This is a genomic window from Deinococcus sp. YIM 77859 (assembly GCF_000745175.1).
Classification (GTDB): Bacteria; Deinococcota; Deinococci; order Deinococcales; family Deinococcaceae; genus Deinococcus.
On the sequence record NZ_JQNI01000002.1, the window covers coordinates 1610239 to 1623445 of the forward strand.

General features: G+C 69.9%; 16 protein-coding genes and 1 riboswitch. Of the genes, 7 read left to right on the forward strand and 9 right to left on the reverse strand.

Features of this window, described 5'->3' with window-relative positions; genetic code table 11:
- Positions 1–9: 9 nt before the first annotated feature.
- From mutY to EI73_RS07910, 4 genes are all read left to right on the forward strand, one after another.
- A complete protein-coding gene (mutY, locus tag EI73_RS07895; protein WP_034385771.1) occupies positions 10–1041 on the forward strand; it encodes an A/G-specific adenine glycosylase in 1032 nt (343 codons plus the stop codon).
- 55 nt (positions 1042–1096) lie between these two features.
- Complete coding sequence (locus tag EI73_RS07900) at positions 1097–1930, forward strand: isoprenyl transferase (RefSeq protein ID WP_034385773.1); 834 nt, start codon at positions 1097–1099, stop codon at positions 1928–1930.
- Between the two features lie 98 nt (positions 1931–2028).
- The gene (locus tag EI73_RS07905) at positions 2029–2805 is read left to right on the forward strand and encodes an AMP nucleosidase (protein WP_034385775.1); all 777 of its coding nucleotides are present in this window, start codon (positions 2029–2031) and stop codon (positions 2803–2805) included.
- Between the two features lie 51 nt (positions 2806–2856).
- Positions 2857–4377: an HRDC domain-containing protein gene (locus tag EI73_RS07910; RefSeq protein ID WP_034385777.1), complete on the forward strand. Its 1521-nt coding sequence runs from the start codon at positions 2857–2859 to the stop codon at positions 4375–4377.
- A gap of 22 nt (positions 4378–4399) precedes the next feature.
- On the opposite strand, the gene EI73_RS07915 is transcribed toward EI73_RS07910, so the two are convergent.
- The 6 genes from EI73_RS07915 to xseB form a co-directional block, all read right to left on the reverse strand.
- A complete protein-coding gene (locus tag EI73_RS07915; RefSeq protein WP_034385778.1) occupies positions 4400–4747 on the reverse strand; it encodes a ferredoxin in 348 nt (115 codons plus the stop codon).
- Between the two features lies 1 nt (position 4748).
- Positions 4749–5564, reverse strand: coding sequence for an ABC transporter ATP-binding protein (locus EI73_RS07920; RefSeq protein WP_156103486.1), 816 nt, complete (start codon positions 5562–5564; stop codon positions 4749–4751).
- Positions 5557–6591, reverse strand: coding sequence for an iron ABC transporter permease (locus EI73_RS07925; protein WP_034385781.1), 1035 nt, complete (start codon positions 6589–6591; stop codon positions 5557–5559). The genes EI73_RS07920 and EI73_RS07925 overlap by 8 nt, the downstream gene beginning before the upstream one ends.
- Positions 6592–6601: 10 nt before the next feature.
- Positions 6602–7471, reverse strand: a complete 870-nt coding sequence (locus EI73_RS07930; RefSeq protein WP_034385783.1) for an ABC transporter substrate-binding protein — start codon at positions 7469–7471, stop codon at positions 6602–6604.
- Between the two features lie 136 nt (positions 7472–7607).
- A riboswitch (cobalamin riboswitch) is annotated at positions 7608–7735 on the reverse strand.
- 29 nt (positions 7736–7764) lie between these two features.
- Entirely contained in the window at positions 7765–8382 is a 618-nt protein-coding gene (locus EI73_RS07935) for a 1-acyl-sn-glycerol-3-phosphate acyltransferase (RefSeq protein WP_034385785.1), read from the reverse strand.
- Positions 8383–8402: 20 nt separating this feature from the next.
- Positions 8403–8630, reverse strand: coding sequence for an exodeoxyribonuclease VII small subunit (xseB, locus tag EI73_RS07940; protein ID WP_034385787.1), 228 nt, complete (start codon positions 8628–8630; stop codon positions 8403–8405).
- Positions 8631–8659: 29 nt separating this feature from the next.
- Here xseB and EI73_RS07945 point away from each other — a divergent pair, with 29 nt between their 5' ends.
- Positions 8660–9319 (forward strand): flavin reductase family protein, encoded by a 660-nt coding sequence (locus EI73_RS07945; protein ID WP_034385789.1) that lies wholly within the window; start codon positions 8660–8662, stop codon positions 9317–9319.
- 8 nt (positions 9320–9327) lie between these two features.
- Here the strand turns inward: EI73_RS07945 and EI73_RS07950 are convergent, their stop codons facing one another.
- Genes EI73_RS07950 through EI73_RS07960 form a run of 3 tightly spaced genes read right to left on the reverse strand, consistent with a single transcriptional unit; the run spans position 9328 to position 11213 of the window.
- Positions 9328–9684, reverse strand: coding sequence for a DUF2089 domain-containing protein (locus tag EI73_RS07950; protein WP_034385791.1), 357 nt, complete (start codon positions 9682–9684; stop codon positions 9328–9330).
- Positions 9685–9720: 36 nt separating this feature from the next.
- The gene (locus EI73_RS07955) at positions 9721–10359 is read right to left on the reverse strand and encodes a hypothetical protein (RefSeq protein ID WP_034385793.1); all 639 of its coding nucleotides are present in this window, start codon (positions 10357–10359) and stop codon (positions 9721–9723) included.
- Positions 10356–11213: a hypothetical protein gene (locus EI73_RS07960; protein ID WP_034385795.1), complete on the reverse strand. Its 858-nt coding sequence runs from the start codon at positions 11211–11213 to the stop codon at positions 10356–10358. Before EI73_RS07960 ends, EI73_RS07955 begins: the two co-directional genes overlap by 4 nt.
- Before the next feature lie 193 nt (positions 11214–11406).
- On the opposite strand from EI73_RS07960, the gene EI73_RS07965 reads away from it, so the two are divergent.
- Entirely contained in the window at positions 11407–12804 is a 1398-nt protein-coding gene (locus EI73_RS07965; RefSeq protein WP_034385797.1) for a ribonuclease catalytic domain-containing protein, read from the forward strand.
- Between the two features lie 101 nt (positions 12805–12905).
- Entirely contained in the window at positions 12906–13166 is a 261-nt protein-coding gene (locus EI73_RS07970) for a hypothetical protein (protein ID WP_034385799.1), read from the forward strand.
- Positions 13167–13207 lie beyond the last annotated feature (41 nt).

A 13207-nucleotide genomic window follows, 5' to 3' on the forward strand; every position in this document is an offset into this window, starting at 1 on the left:
ACTCGCTCGGTGAGCCTTCCCCTGCTCGAGGTGCGCGCCGCGCTGCTCGCCTGGTTTGACCGTTCGGGGCGCGAGCTGCCCTGGCGGGTAGGGCCTGAAGGACGGCGTGACCCCTACCGCGTGTGGGTCTCGGAGGTGCTCTTGCAGCAAACGCAGGTGAGCCGCGGGCGGGTGTACTTCGAGCGCTTTGTGAGGGCCTTTCCGACCGTAGAGGCCCTCGCCTCTGCCCCGCTGGAGGCCATTCTCAAGGCGTGGGAGGGCTGCGGGTACTACGCGCGGGCAAGAAACCTGCACCGGGCTGCGGGCGTGATCGTGCGGGAAGGTTTCCCCACAAGCTACGCGGGGTGGCGCGCCCTGCCCGGCGTCGGGCCGTACACGGCTGCCGCCATCGCCAGCCTCGCCGGCGGGGAGGCGCGCGCGGTGAATGACGGAAACGTGCGGCGAGTCCTCTCCCGGCTGCACGCTGAGCAGCGGCCCACAGAACCCTGGGTACAGGCGCGGGCCGCCGAACTGCTCGACCCCGCTCGTCCCGGAGCCTTTAACGAGGCGCTGATGGACCTGGGAGCCACCGTCTGTACTCCCAGAGCGCCGCGGTGCGGCGAGTGCCCCGTCTCGGCGTGGTGCGCGGCCTTCCAGTCGGGTCATCCCGCAGCCTTTCCTGTCCCCAAGCTTCGCGCGGCGGTGCGGGAGGTGCGCGCGGTGGCCCTGCTGCTTGGCGACGCGCGGGAAGCGGTATTGGAGCGCCGCGCGGGCACGTTGCTGGGCGGCTTGATGGGCCTGCCGAGCGAGGTGGTAGCGGCCGACGAGACCGAGCAGGACGCGCTCGCTCGCCTCTTGGACCGCCTGGGGGCCACGGTGACGGGCAAGCTGGGGCAGGTGACGCACGCCATGACCCACCGCCGGATCACCCTGACCGTGTACGGCGGAGAGGGCGGCCCCGCGCGAACGCGGGTGGCGGAGGCAGCCCTGTCCCGGCTGGACCACAAGGCGCTGGACCTCTGGGAGCGGCGGCAGGGGCTGCTGCTCCTCGCTCCCGCCTAGAGCTTGCCTCTTTTGGTGGAAGCCTGCTCCCACCGCAGGCGCTAGACTGGCGCGCGTGACGAGCCGTGAACCCCTCAAGGTGGCCCTGCGCGCCGCCAAAAAGACGCGAGACACGGCGCGTGGCCTGCTGCTGTGGGGCTACGAGCAGCGCCTCGCCCGCGAGGTGAAGGCGCACGGCAAACTGCCCCGCCACCTGGGCCTGATTCTGGACGGCAACCGGCGTTACGCGCGGGCGCTGGGTGTGGAACGGGAACTGGGCCACGAGTTCGGCGTGGACAAGGCCCACGAGGTCCTTCAGTGGTGCCTGGAACTGGGCATCCCCGCCGTGACCATCTGGGTGCTGTCCACCGACAACACCAGCCGTGATCCCCAGGAACTCGCCCACCTGATGCGCCTCTTCGACCGCGAGGCGCGCCATCTCGCCCGTGATCCCCGCATTCACGCCAACCGGGTGCGTGTGCGCGCCATCGGCCAACACGAGGGCTTTCCCGGCAATGTCCTCGAAGCCCTGCGGGAACTGGAGGCAAAAACCGCCGAATACGACGGCATGCTGCTCAACATCGCCGTGGGCTACGGGGGCCGCGAGGAGATCGTGGACGCCGTCAAGCAGCACCTGGCGCAGCAGGCGGCGGCGGGCCGAGACCTGGAAGACGTGATTGCCACGCTGGAACCGCGGCACATCAGCGCTCACCTGTACACGGCGGGCACGCCCGACCCCGACTTCATCATCCGCACCAGCGGTGAGATTCGCCTCTCGGGCTTCCTGCTGTGGCAGAGCGTCTATTCCGAGTTCTACTTCTGTGACGTGTACTGGCCGGGCTTCCGCCGAGTGGACTTTCTGCGCGCCCTGCGGGATTTCCAGGGCCGGGAGCGCCGCTTCGGGCGGTAGGGCACCTTGCCCGCCACAGCGGCGAAACGCCGCGCGCCGGGGCTTAAGGCTTTCGCGGATTGACACACCTGACGGCCCTTCCTACGCTGGCAGGCCAGATGCGCACGAAACAGGAGATCGTCGAGAATTGGCTGCCCCGCTATACCGGCCTCTCCCTTTCCGACTTCGGGGACTACATTCTCCTGACCAACTTCATGAACTACCTGGAGATCTTTGGGGAGATCACCGGAACGGCGGTTCACGATCCAAGCAAGGCCATGCCGACGATCACAGCGGACGGCATCACCATGATCAACTTCACGATGGGCAGTGCCAACGCGGCGACGATCATGGACCTGCTTGGGGCCGTACAGCCCCGGGCGGTGCTGTTTCTGGGCAAGTGCGGCGGCCTGAAGCGCAAAAACAAGGTCGGTGACCTGATTCTGCCCATCGCGGCCATTCGCGGTGAGGGCACCTCAAACGACTACCTGCCGCCGGAAGTGCCGGCCCTGCCCGCCTTTAGCCTTCAGCGGGCGATCTCCTCGAGCATCCGGGACGCGGGCCGGGACTACTGGACCGGCACCGTCTACACCACCAACCGCCGGGTGTGGGAGCACGACGAGACCTTTAAGCGTTACCTCGCGCGTACGCGCTGCATGGCGATCGATATGGAGACGGCCACCATCTTCACCGTGGGCTTTGCCAACCACATTCCCACCGGAGCGCTGCTGCTGGTGTCTGATCAGCCCATGACGCCCGAGGGTGTCAAGACGAGCGAGAGTGACCGCTGGGTGACGCAGACCTTTGCCAACCAGCACGTTCAGATCGGTATCGAGGCGCTGCGTGAGATTCGCCGGGGGGGTCGCAGCGTTCGGCACCTGCGCTTCGAGGACTGAACCGGGAGGTTGAGGGGGGCAAGCGGGGAGCCGTGCGGCACAATAGAGCGCATGACCCATCACCCTTCTCGCCCCCATCCCCGCCCTGATGCCCGGCTGCTGACCCTGCACGCCGAGCGGGGCGACCCACACGCCCGGTTGGCCGCTGCCCTCGCGGCCCTGGAGGGCGCAGACTGGGGGCTTACGCTGGCGGGCGAGGCGGCGCTGGCGCGGCAACTCGCGGCGCTGCTGGGCCCCGGCGTGCTGCGCGTGGACGAGCGGCTGGGCGTCAACCGCGCCCTGCTGGCCGAGCAGGGCCTGGCCGCCGCCACCCTGGACGCCGACTGGACCGGCGCGCGGGCCGTGTGGCTGGCCGAACCTGATGAGCGGCTGCTGCGGCGCGCCGCGCGGGTCAACGTGCCGGTGATTGTGGACGCCACCCTCGCGCCGGGGAGCGGCTGGTTCGAGCGGGGGGCCGCCTACGTGGTGTACCGCCACGGCGTCACCCTCACCGGCTTCGAAGGAAACCCCCTTGCCCTGCTGTTCGGACAGGGCCGCGCGCCCACTCCGGCCGCGCCGGCCCCCGCCGACCTCACCGTTGCCCTGGCCCTGCGGGACGTGGCCACCCTTCCCCTGCGCCTGGCCCGCACCGCCCGCACCGTCACGCAACTGGCCGAGCGGCTGGGCGGCGGCGCGCTTCCCTTCGGACCGACGGCGCTGCTGCTCCCGCCCGACGCCGCACCCGACACCCCGCACCCTCCCGGTGGGGTGCTGGCTGGAACGCGCAGCGTGGACGGCGGCGTGATCTTTGCTCCCGGCCTTCAGGACGCCGAAACCGCGCTGGCCCTGCTGCACCCGGCGGGAACGGCCCCCGTCTCTGCGCCGCTCCCGCGCGATGAAGACACCCGAGCGGCACCGCCCCTGCCCGACACGCGTGAAGCCCGGCTCTCCCGCCGCAGTGAAGGCGACCGTCCAGACCGCCCCAACCGCCCGGACGAGGCCACCCCCGACACGCCCGAACCCCTTGCCCGCGTGACCTTTGAAGCCCCCGTCCCCGCACCGCTCCCTGAGGAGGAGCCCTGGACGCCCGAGATCGTGTTCAGTCATCCTACCGCCGAGGCCCCCACGCCGCTGCCCATCCCCGTCAGCGCCGGACCGGACGCCCCCGAACTGGAGGTCACGCCACCCCTTGCCACCGCCGAACCTGCAGCAGCGGAGGAGGCCAGCCCCGCGGCCGAAGCGCAGCCGGACGTACCGAAAGAGGCCCCGGAAGACGCAGCGGCTCCCGAGACGCCCCCCACCGCCGAGCTCACCCCCGACCTGCCCGCGGCGGCGGGTGAGGGGGCGGGCCCCGACCCCGCCGCTGACCTGACCGACGAGCAGGCGGCCATCTACGCTCGGCTGCGCGAATGGCGCAACGCCGAAGCGCGGCGGCAGGAGGTGAGCCGCTTCATCATCGCCAGCAACGCCACCCTGGCGGAGATCGCCCGCCGCGTCCCCTACACGCCCGATGACCTCAGGGCCGTGCGCGGTATGGGACCGGAGCGGCTCCGCAAGTACGGCGAAAAGATTCTGGAGGTGGTGCGGGGTTGACGCGCTCAGAAGACCTTCACGGTCATCCGCCCTTCTCTGGCCCGTACCGCCGCTCCTGTGGCAACTCCGCCTCCTCGTGCACGGCCAGCGCGATTTTCGCCGCCAGGGGAACATCCACAGCGGCATACCAGCCCTCTTCCAGGTGGCCGCGCCGCTCGCGGTAGACGCACAGGGTCGGGCCGTAGCTGCAGGCGCCCAAACAGCCACTCTCGGTGAGCCGGACCGTCCCGCCCCTCTTGTAGTAGGCGAGGGAGGTGCGTTCCAGGTAGTTCCAGAGGGCCTGATGCAGCAGGCGAGAGCCCCGTGCCTGGCAGTTGGGGCCCTGACAAACGAGGAGATGGCCGCGCGTAGGGAAGAATTTGGGGGGCAATTCAATCCTCCGGAATGACGAGGAGACGGCCCACGTCGCGAACCACGCGGGCGCGCAGGCCATAGGCCGCGTGCAGGTGCGCGGGAGTCAGCACCTCCTCCGGCGTGCCCTGCGCGAGCACCCGCCCCCCCTGCAACAGCAGCAGCCGGTCGGCGCGGGCGGCAAGGTTCAGGTCGTGCAGCACGGCCACGACGCCCAGCCCCCCCGCGGCCTCGCAGCGGGCGTGACGAATCACCTCCAGGCCGTAGGCGAGGTCGAGGTGATTGGTGGGTTCGTCCAGCAGCAGGAAACGGGGCTGCCCGGCGAGCGCTCGCGCCAGGCTGACGCGTTGGCGCTCGCCGCCGCTGAGGTCGGTCACCCGCCGGTCCTGAAAACGCAGGGTGTCGGTGCGGCGCATGGCCTCTGTGACCGCGTCCTCGTCGGCCTGGGTCCAGGGCCGGGTGGGAAAGAGGCCCCACCGCCACTCGCCCGCACCGCGCCCCAGGGCCACCACGTCGCGCACGCGGGCCCCCTCGGGCAGCGCCTCCCCCTGCGCGAGGTACGCCAGGGTGCGGGCCCGCTCCGGGCGCGACCACGCACGCAGCGGACGGCCCCCGAGCCGCACTTCTCCCGCCTCCGGCACGCTGAGGCCCAGCAGCGCCCGCAGCAGCGTGCTTTTTCCTGCTCCATTTGGCCCGATCACGGCGGAAAACTGCCCCGCGTGAAAGGCGGCACTCACGCCCCGCAGCGCCGGAATGTTCCCGGCCCGAACGTGCAGATCAAGCGCCTCCAGCGCTAGGCCCGCAGCGAGCCGCTGGTCGCCGGTCATCCTATCCATGCCGCTCCCGCCGCAGCAGCCACAGGAAAAATGGCCCGCCCAGCAGCGTGGTCACCACCCCGACCTGTGAGAGCAGGGTGACGCGGGCCAAGAGGTCCGCCAGCACCAGGAGTGTTCCGCCCATCAGGGCACAGACGGGGAGGAGGACGCGGTGAGTGGTTCCCCAGGCGAGCCGAACGACGTGCGGCACCACCAGGCCCACAAAGCCGATGATGCCTACGTAGGCGACGGCAGCGGCGGTCGCGAGGCTGGCGGCCACCACCACCAAGAGCCGCAGGCGCTCGACCGGCACACCCAAGCTACGGGCGGTGAGGTCGCCGAGCTGCAGCGTATCCAGCGCGCGCCCCAGCAGGACCAGCACGCCGCAGCCCAAGGCGGCGTAGGGGAGCACGGTCGCCACGTCCCGCCACCCGCTGAAGCCCAGATCGCCCAGCGTGTACGCGAGCACCTGCCGCGCCCGGTCCTCGCCACGCAGGATCAAAAAGGTGGTGCAGGCGGTCAGGACGCTACCCACCACCACCCCCGCCAAAATCAGGCGCGTGGGCGGAAAGCGCCGCCCCTCCCGCGCCAGGACCAGGGTCACGCTGACGGCGGCGAGGGCCAGCAGCAGCGCCGCGAGCGGAATGCTGCTGTGCGGCCACCCCGCGACGATGGCGACCGTCGCTCCCAGCCCCGCCCCACTCGCCACGCCCAGCAGGTAGGGGTCGGCCAGCGGATTGCGAAACACCCCCTGAAAAGCTCCCCCACACACCGCGAGGCAGGCGCCCACCACCAGGCCCATCGCGACGCGAGGCAGGCGAATCTGCCACACGATCACGTCGTTGCCGGTGAGCTCCGCGCCCCCCCCGAGCTGTGTCAGGCCCCGCCACAACGCCCCCAGCACCTCGCCCGGCGGAATGGTGACGCTGCCCAGGCCGACGGCCAGCACCACCGCCGCCAGCAGCGCGGCCACGAGTGCGGCGGTCTGGCCGAGGCGCTTGGGCCACACTGCCGGGGCCGCCGCCCGCCCCTCCTGCTCCAGGTTCACGGCCGGACGCCTACCGAAAGAGTTCCGGGTGAACGAGCCGTGCCAGGCCCCGCAGCGCCTGGGGTAGACGCGGGCCAGGGCGGCCCAGGATGGTATTGAGGTCCTTTGGAATCTCGATGACTCGCCCGGTCCGCACCGCCTGAAGGTTCTGCCAGCCGGGGCGGCTGCGCGCGGTCTTCAGGTCCAGGCCCAGCATCAGCTGCGGGTTGGCCTTCACGATGAATTCCGGGTCCACCTTGGGAAAGTCACCCATCGAGGCAGGAATGATGTTGCGCGCCCCCGCCTTGGTGAGCAGCACGCCCATAAATGAGTTAGGGCCAATGGAGTACGGCGTGGGGTCGATTTCGAGGTAGGTGGTCGGCTTGCGCACGGCGTTTTTTGTCAGGATCTCGACGCGGGCAATGTCGCGCCGCATATTGAGCACAAGCGCGCGCGCCTGCGCCTCGCGGTTCACCACCCGGCCCAGGGTGAGGGTCTTGGAAAAGACCTCCTCGTACGTCTCGGGATTCACGGCCAGCACGGTGATTCCCGCCTGGGTGAGCGGCTCGACCAGCTTGCCGTACTTACTCACCAGCACCAGGTCGGGTTTGAGGGCCACCATCTTCTCGATGTCGGGATCGTACAGGCCGCCCACCTTCGGGAGCTTCGTGACCTGCTGCGGGTAGTCACTGAAGTCATCCACCCCAACCAGCCGGTCACACACCCCCAGGGCGCACAGCGTTTCGGTGGTGCTGGGCAGCACGCTGACGATGCGCTTGGGTTCTGCACGCAGGGTGACTTTGCGCCCCAGGTCGTCCGTCAGGGTGAGGGGATAGCTGGTCGCGGACGCCACCGCCCCGGTGAGGGCGAGCCCCAGGGTGCACAGGAAGACTCTACGCATTGGGCACCTCCTTGCCCCTCACGGAAAAGGCCGCCCCGATGAGGGCGGCGGAAGGGGCGCGTCCTGGGTCACCCGCGGGGCGGGGCCGGGCGGTTCCTCCATTCCGCGAGAGGTTAGGCCACCAGCCCCGCCAGTCTGACGCGGGCCGGGACGGGGCAGGTGTTCGGACTTCCACTCGGGAAGAGACGTGGTTACCGTTGCGCGACAGTGCCGGACTTGCACCGGTCTTCCCCCACGCCCGTCTCTCCGACTATAGCCGCTTTCTGATCCCGCAGCGGTTACGCCTGCTCCATTCACCGGCTCACCGGCCGCGCGAGTTCGGCGAGCCGCTCCCCTACGGCAGCGGTCAGGGCCTTGATGCCCCCCACCGGTGGAATCGGCTCGCCAAACCGCACGATCCAGCGTCTCCCTTCGCGGCTCAGGCCCACCGGCAGGATCGGGGCCTGACCCTTGAGGGCCAGCAGCGCTACGCCGCCCTGCACCTCGCCTCCGCCGCGCGTTCCTTCGGGAAAGATGCCCAGGGTGCCGCCCCGCTGCAAGATCCGCAGGCCGGTACGGACGGCCCCCAGATCGTTCGCCTGGCGGTCCACCGGAAAAGAGCCTCCCGCGCGAATAATGGCGCCGATCACCGGTACAAAGAGTTCCTTTTTGGCCATGAACTGCAGGTGCCGCCCGGGCGGCAGGGCGGCGGCAATCAGGAAGGGGTCCAGGCCCGTACGGTGGTTCCCCGCCACGATCAGCGCGGTGCCGGGCGGCGGAACATGCTCGCGGCCGTGCACCTCGATGCGCTGCCCGCGCAGAACCACCGGCAGCGTCGTGATCAAGAGGACCAGGCGGTAGACCCAGGGATTCACGCGGGGCACGCTGGCTTCGGCTGAAGCGGAGGCGAGGGGAGGACGGGCATCACTCATGCGGCGAGGATACGCCGCGCCTAGTCCTCCTGCGCGGGGCCGTCCTCCTCCCCGCCAGCCCAGTCGCCCGCCAGCACCGCCTGCACCGCCGCGATGCGCGCGCGGCAAGCGGCATAGGCGGCGCGGGCTTCTTCGAGCAGCGGCAGCACCCGGTCAAGGTCAGCTTCGCCAGCTTCCAATTCGGCGGCGATGCGCGAAAGCCGCGCGTAGGCCTCACGGTAGGTGAGCGGTGTCTCGGGATCCGGCACTCGCCGAGCATAGCGCCGTACCCTGAGACGTGACTGCTTCTCCTGCCTTTGAACACTTTGATTTCGCGGCGCTGGACCCTGCGGACCGCTACAAGCTGCTCACGGGTACCGTGGTCCCGCGCCCCATCGCCTGGGTGACCACGCTGAACGCGGATGGAGGCGTCAACCTCGCGCCCTTTTCCTTCTTCGGGCTGCTGGGGTCTGACCCGGCGGTGGTGGCCTTCGCACCCGGCGACCGTCCGGACGGCACACCCAAGGACACGGCCCTTAATCTCCGCTCGGGCGGTGAATTCACGGTCAATCTCGTCAGCGCCGACCTCGCCCCCGTGATGAACGCCACGGCGACTGACTTTCCCCGCGGAATGGATGAGGCCGCGACCCTGGGGATCACGCTGGTTCCCGGCACTCTGGTTCGTGTGCCGCGCGTGGCGGCCAGCCCCGCCGCCCTCGAATGCCGCGAGGTCCAGACGGTTCTGATCGGCCGCACCCGCGTCATCCTGGGCGAGGTGTTGGGCCTCCACCTGCGCGCGGACGCCCTGCTCGACGCCCAGCGCTTTCAGGTGAACACCGCCGCCCTCGACCTGGTGGGCCGCATGGGCGGCCGCGGCACCTATACCCACACCCGGGACACCTTTATCCTTGACCGCATCAGCTACACGCAGTGGCAAGAGCGGCTCGCCAAGGACTGAGGGCCGAGTTAGCGCCGCAGTTTGCGCGCTGCCTCGTCAGGGGTGATCTCGCCGCGTTCCAGGCTGGCCAGCACCTCAGCCTGCGGATCCGCGGGCTCCGGCTCGTACCCGATGGCGCGCAGCAGGGTATCGAAGCGGGCCCGCACGGTGGGATAACTCACGCCCAGCACCCGCTCCACCTCCTTGAGGTTGCCGCGCACCCGGATGTAGAGGCGCAGGAAGTCGAGATTCTCGGGCGTGAGCGTGGCAAACTCGTTGAGCTCGAAGACGCCGCGCACGGTGACGCCGCTTGTCGGGAAACGCAGCTCGGTGACAAGGGGAGCTTCGGTCTCGTCGGGGAAGGGCAGGGGGAGGGGTCTGGGCATAGGGTCACTGTACGCGCAGGGGGGCTGCCCCCCGCCTCACTTCAGGCTGATCCGTACGCTGTTTCCCTCGCTGTCCTCGGCCTCGATCAGGTCGCCGGGGGGCGGCCCCGCCTCGACCAGGAGTTGCAGCGCCTCAACGCTGAGTCCGGCGCGCTCCAGCGCCTCCCGGCCGTGCGGCGGAATCAGCTTGTCCAGGTGCGGGGCGAGGCTCACCGGAAGGTGAGCGGTGTACTCGTCGCCGCTGCTGGACTCGACCTGCACCCGCAGGATCCGGGCAGGCGCGGCCGTCTCGCCGAAATGCCACTCGCGGCGTGGATGGGCACGGGGAGCCCCGTGTACGGCCTCCACCACATCATGAACGCGGCCCAACGCGCTGTCTACTCCGGCCATGATGCCCTCCACGTCGAAAGGACCGGGACCTGTCCACTGGGGTCTGGGAGCACGCGGCGCAAAGGGCGGCTGGGGCACCTCCCGCACGCCCCGCAGCAGCAGCAGGTGTTCGGCGACCTGGGCGCTGCCGAGGTCCTCACGGGCAAGCAGGGACGCGATGAGTTCGCGGTCACTCTCCGTGAGGGTCAGACGGGGATTCAGGGCCGCGAGCAGCGGCGCGGCGTCTTCTAGGGTGAGCTTGCCCGCGCGCACCAGGTCAAGGAGGCGTTTCACTTTCTCTCTCATGCGGTCACCACCTTGACCTGACCTGCGGCCACGTGGCACAACAGGCGGGCGTCACCGCTGCTGAGCTGGCCGCTGTGCCGGGTGTTGATGAAACTGCCGCTCCTGTGGGTGGGAAAGTCCGCCTTAAAGGCCCCTACGGTCACGTCGGCCTCGACACGCACACTGCTGCCGGGAAGCAGGTGCAGCGTCGCGTTGCCGGCATTCACCTCCAAGCGGTGGTCACCCTGGGTGAGCTGCCCGGCCCAGCGCAGATTCCCGCCGTTCACGCTGGCTTTGAGGCTGGCCGCTCGTTCCAGAGAGAGATTCCCGCCGTTGACCGTCAGGTGTGTGGGGCCAGCGATCTCCGCCGCGTTCAGGTTGCCCCCGTTGACGTCCGCGTGCAGGCTGGCGGCGCGGCCCATTCGAAGATGACCGCCACTCACGTCGGCCCGCACCTCACCGCCCGCGTCGGGCAGGGTGAGGCTGCCGCCCTCCAACTGCGTCGCCACGTGCCGGGGCACAAAGGGCACGGCGAGGATCGCCTTGAGGAGCGCGGGGCCACCGGAGGGCCGGTGCACTCGCCGCACCCACCAGCCCTCGGGCGTGGCCGTCAGGCTCAGTTCGCCGTCACGGTTTGCGCTGAGCTGTGGCCGGGAAAGCGCCGGATCGTGAATCACCGTCAGGCTGTACCCGCTGACCTTCAGCCGCAGGTCGGGCGGAACCGTGCCCAGATCGGTCTCCGGCCCGTCGTCAGCAGGCGCAGGGCCTTCGGGAGACTCCTCCAACAGTCCGGCCGCCTCCTCGGGGGTGAGTTTGCCCTCGGCCACCAGACGCTCCACCTGAGCGCGAAAGCTCTCGTCGGGGTGTTCATTCATGCGCTCCTCCTTGACCAAGATAGAAACACGTCCCAGATAGAATGTCAAGTCTAACTTTCAAAACTGTTAAGGTGGCTCTGCGAGGGGCTCTTTTGCCCTTCTTTCCTCGGCGGCTGGTCTCCGTTGTACAGAGGAAATGGAAAGCCGGATGTTCTAGCCGTAGTCGCCAGGTCCGCCGCGTATCCTCAGACACATGACTGAGGCCCCTTCCACCACGCCCGAATTGACGTCTGCGCAGCGCACGGAGGTGGAGCTTGTCGCGCGCGGCAAACAGGCCAAATCGCGCACTCTGCGCGAGCTGGGTCAGCCCGAGACGCCCGAGGCGGCGCACGCGCTCCTGCTCCGTCTGGGCCTGTGGGACGAGGCCCGCACCCCCTACGCCGACCGGCTGGGCGTGGCCCTGACTCCGGTGACACAACCGGTCCCCGACTTTCCCGCAGAAGAACGCCTCGATCTCACGCACCTTCCCGCCTTTGCGATCGACGACGAGGGGAACCGCGACCCAGACGACGCGGTGAGCAGCGAGCCGCTTCCCGGCGGCCTCACGCGGCTATGGGTGCATGTGGCAGACGTGGCGGCCCTCGTCCCGGCGAAGAGTCCCCTCGACGAGGAGGCCCGCGCGCGCGGCGCCACCCTGTACCTCCCCGACCAGACGGTCGGAATGCTGCCCGACGCCCTCGTCGAACGCGCCGGCCTGGGCCTGACAGAAACGAGCCCGGCCCTGTCCATCGCACTGGACCTGGATGCCGACGGCAACGCCGAGACGGTGGATGTGCACCTGACCCGGGTGCGCGTCACGCGCCTCACGTACACCCAGGCGCAGCAGCGGCTGGAGGCCGGTGAGGCACCCTTTGTGCAGCTCGCCCACCTGGCCCGTGCGAGCCGCGCGCTGCGCGAAGGGGAAGGGGCCCTCAGCATCGACCTTCCCGAGGTGCGGGTCAGGGCCGACAAGCACGGCGCGGTGGTCGCACCCCTCCCCAAACCCGAGATGCGCGCGGTGGTGCAGGAGTGCATGACGCTGGCGGGCTGGGCCGCCGCGATCTACGCCGACGACCACGGCCTTCCCCTCCCCTTCGCCACCCAGGACGCGCCCACGCGGGACGTGCAGGGAGACACGCTCCCGGCCCACTGGGCCCGGCGCAAGACGCTCGCGCGGACCCGCTTCCAGCCCGCACCCGGTCCGCACCACGGCATGGGCCTGGACCTGTACGCGCAGGCCACCAGTCCGCTGCGGCGCTACCTCGACCTGGTGGTGCACCAGCAGCTCCGCGCCCACCTGACGGGCCGGGTCCCCCTCAGCAGCCAGGAGGTCGCCGCGCGCGTCGCCCAGGCGCAGATGAACGCGGACGCGACCCGGCAGGCAGAGCGCCTCAGCCGCAAGCACCATACCCTGCGCTTTGTGGCGGCCCAACCAGACCGGGTGTGGGACGCCGTGGTGGTGGAGCGGCGCGGCCCGCAGGCGACGCTGCTCCTGCCTGACCTGGCCCTCGACCTGCCCCTCAGCACCCCAGCCAGCCTCGGCACGGCCCTCCGGGTGCGGCTCACGGACGTGAATCTCCCCGCGCTGACGGTGCGGGCGCGCCCGCTGTAGGCCGAACTCCGCCTTGAGGTTCTTCATCCCACACCCCGGCCGGAGCAGAATCGGATTCACCTTGCATTCATGTGCCGCCCGGCCTGTTTACACTCAGGGCCATGAACGGCGTTCCCACCGACATCGTGTCCCTCAGGATGAGTCACTGCCGAGCCGAACACGCTGCCGCTGGAGCGCAGTACCACCTCGCGGTGCTGCACTACCGCGAATGCCTAGAAGCCGCCGAGCGCCGCGAGGACTGCCGTGCCGTCGAGTTCTTCGCCCTGAAGCTTGCCGCCTGTTACGAACAGATGGGGCTGCTGGACAAAGCCGCCCACTTCCGCGCGCTCGCCTGCCCCGGCGACCTTCCGCTGCTGGGCTAACGATCTGCAGCCGCCGGGCCGCGGTTCAGCGCTCCCCGCTC